At 41.9% G+C, this 7,275-nt stretch carries 9 protein-coding genes; 3 read left to right on the top strand and 6 right to left on the bottom strand.

The genetic code is table 11. From position 1 onward, the window contains the following. Nucleotides 1-78 precede the first annotated feature (78 nt). The gene (locus tag FTU70_RS12260; protein ID WP_004976080.1) at nt 79-570 is read right to left on the bottom strand and encodes a macro domain-containing protein; all 492 of its coding nucleotides are present in this window, start codon (nt 568-570) and stop codon (nt 79-81) included. Between the two features lie 442 nt (nt 571-1,012). On the opposite strand from FTU70_RS12260, the gene FTU70_RS12265 reads away from it, so the two are divergent. Further along, complete coding sequence (locus tag FTU70_RS12265) at nt 1,013-1,204, top strand: hypothetical protein (protein WP_004976081.1); 192 nt, start codon at nt 1,013-1,015, stop codon at nt 1,202-1,204. Between the two features lie 15 nt (nt 1,205-1,219). Here the strand turns inward: FTU70_RS12265 and ptsP are convergent, their stop codons facing one another. Together ptsP and FTU70_RS12275 are read right to left on the bottom strand one after the other, a co-directional pair. Next, nucleotides 1,220-3,517: a phosphoenolpyruvate--protein phosphotransferase gene (gene ptsP / locus FTU70_RS12270; RefSeq protein WP_154321075.1), complete on the bottom strand. Its 2,298-nt coding sequence runs from the start codon at nt 3,515-3,517 to the stop codon at nt 1,220-1,222. Nucleotides 3,518-3,616: 99 nt separating this feature from the next. Then, the gene (locus FTU70_RS12275) at nt 3,617-4,099 is read right to left on the bottom strand and encodes an RNA pyrophosphohydrolase (protein ID WP_004976084.1); all 483 of its coding nucleotides are present in this window, start codon (nt 4,097-4,099) and stop codon (nt 3,617-3,619) included. 183 nt (nt 4,100-4,282) lie between these two features. On the opposite strand from FTU70_RS12275, the gene FTU70_RS12280 reads away from it, so the two are divergent. Both FTU70_RS12280 and FTU70_RS12285 read left to right on the top strand, forming a co-directional pair. Further along, complete coding sequence (locus FTU70_RS12280; RefSeq protein ID WP_070155338.1) at nt 4,283-4,933, top strand: HAD family phosphatase; 651 nt, start codon at nt 4,283-4,285, stop codon at nt 4,931-4,933. Nucleotides 4,934-5,087: 154 nt separating this feature from the next. Continuing rightward, nucleotides 5,088-5,333 (top strand): DUF2789 family protein, encoded by a 246-nt coding sequence (locus tag FTU70_RS12285; protein ID WP_004976087.1) that lies wholly within the window; start codon nt 5,088-5,090, stop codon nt 5,331-5,333. Between the two features lie 94 nt (nt 5,334-5,427). Here the strand turns inward: FTU70_RS12285 and FTU70_RS12290 are convergent, their stop codons facing one another. From FTU70_RS12290 to FTU70_RS12300, 3 genes are all read right to left on the bottom strand, one after another. Continuing rightward, entirely contained in the window at nt 5,428-6,288 is an 861-nt protein-coding gene (locus tag FTU70_RS12290) for a LysR family transcriptional regulator (RefSeq protein WP_004976089.1), read from the bottom strand. Between the two features lie 207 nt (nt 6,289-6,495). After that, nucleotides 6,496-6,732: a DUF2061 domain-containing protein gene (locus FTU70_RS12295; RefSeq protein ID WP_004976091.1), complete on the bottom strand. Its 237-nt coding sequence runs from the start codon at nt 6,730-6,732 to the stop codon at nt 6,496-6,498. A 206-nt stretch (nt 6,733-6,938) separates the two neighbouring features. Beyond that, a partial coding sequence (locus FTU70_RS12300) for a zinc ribbon domain-containing protein (RefSeq protein WP_180060668.1) occupies nt 6,939-7,275 on the bottom strand: 337 nt, incomplete at its 5' end.

Here is a 7,275-nt window from a genome sequence, read left to right on the forward strand (position 1 = left end):
GTGAATTGAACCGTATATTGCAGTCGAGTCGTGATCAATCACGCTCGCTTGTAGCAAAGCTGATTGCTTCAGCGAAACTTATTTCGCAGGCTCTTCAGCTTTTACACCTTTTTGATATAGAGTGTAGATGTAAATTGGAATATCCAAATCTTCTAAGTGTTTGTAGATGAGTGGACGTACATCTTCCCAATCTAAACCGCCTACACCTGTTGCAAGACGCGGTAACGCCAAGCTTTCAATTTTCTCTTCTTCAATCAACTGTTTTAAGTTTTTCAAAGTGCGGTTGACGTATTCTGTCGATGCTTTACCTGGTTTTGAACCGTTGTCATAAGCCGCTTCCTGAGTCATCAGGTTGACGATGCGTTGACCTTCGGCATTGACCCAAGTCCATTGCTCACCCGCTTTAGGATGGTAAATATGACAATAGTTGCGGAAGTCTTTATATAGCGCAGGCCAGTGCTCACGCAGACTTAAAGCCAAACCTGTTGCAAAGTTATCGTTAGGGGCAACACCGTGAGCAATCGCACGTGCTTCGCTCAGTAAAATATCTCCAGAAACTTCATAAATCATGAATTTGACTCCTGTTTTTAATGGTCTTGTTAAACTGATCTTCTATATTCATATTAGCCAATCATTGCAGTTTTTCTAGTGGATTTTATAACTAATAAGTCTTTGAAAAGTAATAAAAATTTTTAGAATTTTATGCTATAATTGTATGGGTAAAGCCGCTGAGTGTTCTTTAAAATAGCCTTCAAAAATAACCGTCAGAAAAATCTGATAAAGTGGCGGCAATAATTTATTTACCCTTCTTTTTATCTTAGCACTATTGAGTGAAAATCGCTTGTAAAATGTACAAAAAAGCGTATGATCGGCTTCCCAATTTAATATGGAACATTGGTGAGAGAATAGTCACGTTATGCAGAAGCAATTGGCTTGAATTTTCCCTCAACATCTCCATCTAAAAGAGTAGCGACACTGCTCATTTCCATGATCAACCGAAAGGAACAGCGTAATGGCAAAGAAAAAACAGCCTGAGCTTATTCAGCATAACTTTGTGGCCAAGCACATGCACGAGGTCAACAAAAGTCAGGTTTTTGTAGACCGTAAGAAAAATGCCAAACGAGGCTATAGCAAACACAAACAAGGGCGATATTCCGATGATTATCGCCCTTGTTGTTTTTGGAGTGAATGGTGTGTTGCTTGAGGCTTAAACTAAGTTTTATGGAGATACGATACGTGTCGCTAGTTTCACCATATCGCCCAAGCCATGGGTTTTAAAATAATATTCCATCAGACTTTTCACCATCAGCGGATTATTCATTTTTAACGCCTGATCTAATAAATGTTGTGCATCGGTCATTGGTACATGACAAATTGCTTTACGCACCCGCAAGATATTACTTGAGCTCATCGACAGGGTATTAAAGCCCATTGCCATCAGAATTACCGCAGACAGCGGATCTCCTGCCATTTCGCCACAAACGCTCACAGGCTTGTCATATTTATGACATTCTTTCACCAAGCGGGTTAAGGCGCGCAGTACTGCAGGATGAAAGTGTGAATAGACGTTGGCCACACGCGGATTGTTACGATCCACTGCCAATAAATACTGGGTTAAATCGTTTGATCCTACCGAGAAAAAATCCACCAACGGGGCAAATTCATCAATTTGCAGCAGCACACTCGGTACTTCTACCATAATGCCAATTTTCGGTTTGGTGATTTTAACCTGTTCTTCTTCCTGCACTGCTTGCAAGTCACGATCTAGCAAATACAAGGCTTCTTCAACCTCGCTGACACTGGTGATCATTGGCAGCAAAATATGCAGATTATTCAAACCAATACTGGCTTTGAGCATGGCACGAATTTGCGAAGAAAAAATTTCAGGATGATCTAGCGTGAAGCGAATCCCGCGCCAACCCAAGGCTGAGTTTTCTTCTTCAATCGAAAAGTACGGCAAGTCCTTGTCTGCGCCAATATCTAGCGTACGCATCACCACAGGTTTGTTGGCAAAGTGACTGAGCTGTTGGCGGTAAATAGCACGCTGTTCTTCTTCGCCCGGGAAACGGTCACGTAGCATAAATGGAATTTCAGAACGATATAAACCAACACCTTTAGCACCGCGTTGTACGCCACGCACTACGTCAATCATCAAGCCTGTATTGACATACAATTTTACCGCTACGCCGTCAGGGGTAATCGCGTCTTTGGTTTCATATTGCTTGAGGTCTTTGGCAATCTGTTCTTCTTCTTTTTGAATTTCTTTATAGCGCGTCCGCATGCGACGTGGCGGGTTGATAAACACCCGACCTTGGTGCGCATCTACAATCATTTCCACATCGTCTAGGCTGTTGATGGGCAATTCAGTTACGCCAACTACGGTTGGAATACCCAAAGCACGTGCCACAATGACCATGTGAGAATTCATTGCGCCTTCGGTGGTAACAATCGCTGCAATTTTATCGACAGGTAGTTCTACCAAAGCTGCTGTGGAAATTTCTTCGCCAATTAAAATACTTTCATCGGTCAGTTCACGGTGACTGGCATCGGCTTCTTGTAAAGAGGCGAGAATACGACGCCCTAAATCTTTCAGGTCAGAAACACGTTCGCGTAAATAGTCATCTTCCATTTGCGAAAATAGGGCAATGTGATTGTCAATTACAATACGCACTGCACCTTGTGCCCAGTTACCTTCACGAATCAGTTCTTTAATTTCTGCAGGCAGGGCATTTTCATCCAACATGCGTAGGAACACACTGAATAAAGCGCGTTCTTCTGCCATTAAGGCATCCTGCATTTTGTCATCTAGTGCCTGAATTTCTTGACGCACTGCATCTAGTGCGTTGTCTAGTAATTCTAACTCTTCACTAATGTCTTCAGCTTCACGATCAGGTACAGCCGCCAAATCTGCAGGTGGATACAGAATTACCGCACGACCCAGTGCAATCCCGCCCGAACCTGATACGCCCTGAAAGGTTTTGTAGGCAGGCAGGTTGTTGGGTTTGCGGAACACATCAATGTTGCCCACGGCATGCGCATGCGCAATGACACCTGAAAGCTGAGCACAAAGTGTGACTAAAAAGGATTCTGCGGCTTCAGAAAAGTCTTGTTTGTCCTTGTTTTGCACCACAAGAACGCCCATAACTTTACGGCGATACATGACAGGCACGCCAAGGAAAGAATTATAAATTTCCTCGCCTGTTTCGGCCAAATACATGAAGCGTTCGTGTTTAGGTGCGTCGTCTAGGTTGACAATTTCTTCACGTTGTCCAACCAGTCCGACTAGACCTTCGCTGGTATGTAAAGATACATGTCCTACAGATTCAGGGTTTAAACCTTTTGAAGCCATGAGGAGGTAGCGCTGATTACGTTCATCCAACAGGTAAATCGAGCAGACATCCACATGCATGGCTTCTGCGACCTGATTGACCATAATATCGAGCGATTCATGCAAACTGGTGGACGCATTGATTTCTTGTACAATGCGTCTAAGGGTATCCAGTTGCATGTTCGACATACGCGCTACTCCATATTCCAATCAATGATTTGAGGTCAGTTTTACACCACAGATGACCCTATAACAATAAGCTAAAAAATCTACATCTTCATGCAAATTTTAAGGTTTTTTCAGGGGCAATTGATTGCACAATTCCACCATCGCTTTACGGTAGACGTCACGTTTAAAATTGACGACCTGACCAAGCGGATACCAGTAACTGACCCATTGCCATTGATCAAATTCGGGTGGGTCTGACAAATTCAGCCGAATATGATGCGCTGACGCTGTCAGTTGCAATAAAAACCACTTCTGTTTTTGACCAATACATACGGGATCTGAATCCGTGCGTATATACCGATGTGGCAAACGATAACGCAGCCAACCCTTAGTTTGCGCGATAACTTGGACGTGTTCGGGCAGTAAGCCAACTTCTTCTCTCAGCTCACGATAAAGTGCCTGTTCAGGGGTTTCTCCATATTGGATACCTCCTTGCGGAAATTGCCATGCATTGTGACCAATGCGTTTTGCCCATAAAACTTGTCCAAACTCGTTTGCCAAAATGATCCCGACATTGGGTCGGAAACCTTCTGAGTCGATCATTTGGCTACCTAAATATTGTTTAATTTATGACTTTGCACTCGGGGATGATGATTTCTTTTCTCCAACTCGAAAACGCAAAGTGTAAATAATGTTAAAATTGCTATGATCTTAACGAATTTCTATCGACTAGCGGAGATAGATTTACAATTTTTTTCTTAAATTTCAGTTTTTACGAGTATTTTCATGAAATTGGCGCTATTTGATCTCGATCACACCTTGTTAAATACTGATTCAGATCATTCTTGGGGTGAGTTTTTGGTAAGTGAAGGCTTGGTTGATCCTGTTCGCCATCGCGCCATGAACGACAAGTTTTATGAAGACTACAAAGCAGGGCAACTCGACCCAATTGCATATAACGAATTTGTATTTGAGTTTTTAACCCAGCACGACAATCAGTACCTCACAGATTTGCATGAACTATTTATGCAAAAGGTGATTCGTCCACAAATGCGCCCTGAAGGGTTTAAAGCTATTCAGCGTCATCAAGAATTAGGGCATGAATTGGTGGGGATTACAGCAACATCTGACTTTATTACTGCACCTATTTTCCGTGAGTTTGGTATTAGTGAAATTATTGCCACCAATGCCGAAGTGGTCGATGGTAAATATACAGGCAAAGTCATTAATACTGCGTGTTATCAACAAGGCAAGTTGGTGCGTTTGGAGCAGTGGCTTGCAGGGCGCGAAGTCACAGAATCTTGGGCATATTCAGACTCAATTAATGACCGTTTCTTGTTGGAATATGCAGATCACGCCATTGCTGTAAATCCTGATGCACGTTTACAGGCTTTGGCTGAAGAGCAAGGTTGGGATGTGCAGGACTGGTCAATTTAAGTCTGAATTTTTTTGAGGTGTTGCTACTTTGGCTTTTACTAGCTTATTGATTTGTTTTTTGTTTTTATTTATTGCAATGTTGGATTATGTCATTCATTTTTAGAATAGGCATGCTAAGGTAAGACAAGAATTAAAAATGATCAGGAGTGAAAAAATGAGTGGTGTACGCCCAAGAATGACACATTTATTTGAACAACTGGGTTTGGATGCCAGTGAAGCTGCGATTCAGCAATTTATTGAAACGCATCAATTGAATGCAGAAACAACAATTGCCGAGGCAGAATTTTGGACGGAAGCACAGCGTCAGTTTATCGTCGAAAAAATGAAATCGGATGGTTCATGGGCAATTGTGGTAGACCAATTGAATGAATCTTTGCATGAAGATTCGGTGAGTCGTTAAGACTTCACTTGTGTCCAAGTTGAGCCAATAAAAAAACACCCTCAGTACAATCGTGTCTGAGGGTGTTTTTCATTCAAAAGAAACGATTAATCTTTTAGTGTTTCATCATCTCAATCAATTCTAAAACAGCGCGTGATTGCGTTCGTCCCGGATGCCATACCATGCCTAATTGACGGTTCATTTCTAAGTCAATATCTAACTGTTGTAAGTCTTGATTGACCAAAGTTTTAGGTAAAACAGACCATCCCAAACCAATTGACACCAACATCCGAATAGATTCTAGCGGATTATTGCTCATGGTGACTTTAGGTTTAACACCTTGCTTTTCAAACTCTGCCAAAGTGATTTGACTGGTATAGGTTTGCGCGGCAGGCAACAAACTAGGGTAGGCGAGTAAATCGGTCAATTGCAGGTTTTTCTGATGTGCAAGCGGATGAAAAGATGCGACCACAAACACCAATGGATCATTCCAAATGGTGACATAAGACAGACGTTCATCTAATTTGGGCGGTAAGGTCAGAAAAGCCAGTTCTAAATCGCCCGCCAAAACTTGTTCATGCGCCTGTTCGGAATCGACAAAATGCACATCTAGCGTGACGTTGGGAAATTCCTGCACATATTCACGCAAATGATTGGGTAAATGGTGCAAACCAATATGATGACTGGTACCAATTTTCAGTTTGCCTTGAACCTGTCCTTGCTCATGACTGAGGGTGTGGTGAATATCGCCCAGTTCATTCAGCCAGTTTTTGACTTTGGGCAATAGTGAGTGTGCTGCATGCGTGGCTTGCACCCCACGACCTGCCGATTCAAAGAGTTTCACGCCAAAATAGTCTTCTAGGCTGTGAATGCGTTTGGTCACCGCAGGTTGGGTAATAAATAACTGATCTGCTGCCAAAGAAATAGAACCTGTTTCCATGACTTTAACAAAGGCTTCAAAGGCTGCAAGATTCATTTGCACCATCCATAAAGATTTTTTATTACTGTGCTTATTATTTAGAAAAAATTAGAATTAATCAAAACAAATTCTACTTATTTTTAAACTATGCATTCGGGATGATCTTGTAGAGATACAGCAGAGATAAAAAAAGATCATCGTGGGCTGCAACCAAGATGATCTCAAACTGAAATGGAATATTCACAAGCAGAATCTATAAAACCATTAAGCGATAATTTTAGAATCTTGCGTTTGTGCTTTCTTTTCCCAAATCCGCTCGTGAATGAAATACGCAACAGCTTGTACTGTCGGTTCGACCAAACTTAAGGTAATGGCCATCCAAATATTGCCTGTGACTATATAACCGACCACCATCGCCACGGTGATGTGCATGATGTAGTAGCTTAAAGTTTTTTTGAACATGCGTTGATTGTTGGCGACAAATTTTTGAATATGGCTCATGTGAATACTCCTTCTGCTGCTTTGACCGTTTTCTGTGTGGATAGCTAAAGGATAATTATTCTTGTTTAATTTGTAAAAACGAATAATTTTGTAATTTTGATTGGAAAATTAGATTTTAATAAAAATATCAAAGATAAAAAATTTTAAGTATCTATCATGTTTTGCTTATAGGTAGGTCGTGATGAATCATTGACATCCTCCCCGACCTAAAGGACGGAGATTCCTACTGCTAGACGCTCATGCCCGAGCGCAAGAATATTCAGTGCGGAATTTACATCCCGATCATGGAGCGTACCGCACTCCACACACTGCCATTCTCTTATTCCAAGTCCTGCTCTACCTTCCGGACTACTGGAGCGTGAGCCACAGCACGAACAAATTTGGGTGGTATAGGCTTCATTGACTTCTTCATAACATGCGTTCTCGCATTTATACTTGAGCATGGTTCTTAGTGTTGTCCAACTGGCATCTAGCACTGATTTAGCCAATCTGGTTTGTGCTAATGCTTTGGCATTCACATTGCCAACGAAGATGGCTGCATGT

Source organism: Acinetobacter sp. YH12135, assembly GCF_013418565.1.
Classification (GTDB): domain Bacteria; phylum Pseudomonadota; class Gammaproteobacteria; order Pseudomonadales; family Moraxellaceae; genus Acinetobacter; species Acinetobacter towneri.

Excerpts from the sequence above, each read along its gene's own strand:
- FTU70_RS12260 (WP_004976080.1), bottom strand. The coding sequence starts at position 570 with ATGATTTATGAAGTTTCTGGAGATATTTTACTGAGCGAAGCACGTGCG.
- FTU70_RS12295 (WP_004976091.1), bottom strand. The coding sequence starts at position 6,732 with ATGAGCCATATTCAAAAATTTGTCGCCAACAATCAACGCATGTTCAAA.
- ptsP (WP_154321075.1), bottom strand. The coding sequence starts at position 3,517 with ATGTCGAACATGCAACTGGATACCCTTAGACGCATTGTACAAGAAATC.
- FTU70_RS12285 (WP_004976087.1), top strand. The coding sequence starts at position 5,088 with ATGAGTGGTGTACGCCCAAGAATGACACATTTATTTGAACAACTGGGT.
- FTU70_RS12290 (WP_004976089.1), bottom strand. The coding sequence starts at position 6,288 with ATGAATCTTGCAGCCTTTGAAGCCTTTGTTAAAGTCATGGAAACAGGT.
- FTU70_RS12265 (WP_004976081.1), top strand. The coding sequence starts at position 1,013 with ATGGCAAAGAAAAAACAGCCTGAGCTTATTCAGCATAACTTTGTGGCC.
- FTU70_RS12275 (WP_004976084.1), bottom strand. The coding sequence starts at position 4,099 with ATGATCGACTCAGAAGGTTTCCGACCCAATGTCGGGATCATTTTGGCA.
- FTU70_RS12280 (WP_070155338.1), top strand. The coding sequence starts at position 4,283 with ATGAAATTGGCGCTATTTGATCTCGATCACACCTTGTTAAATACTGAT.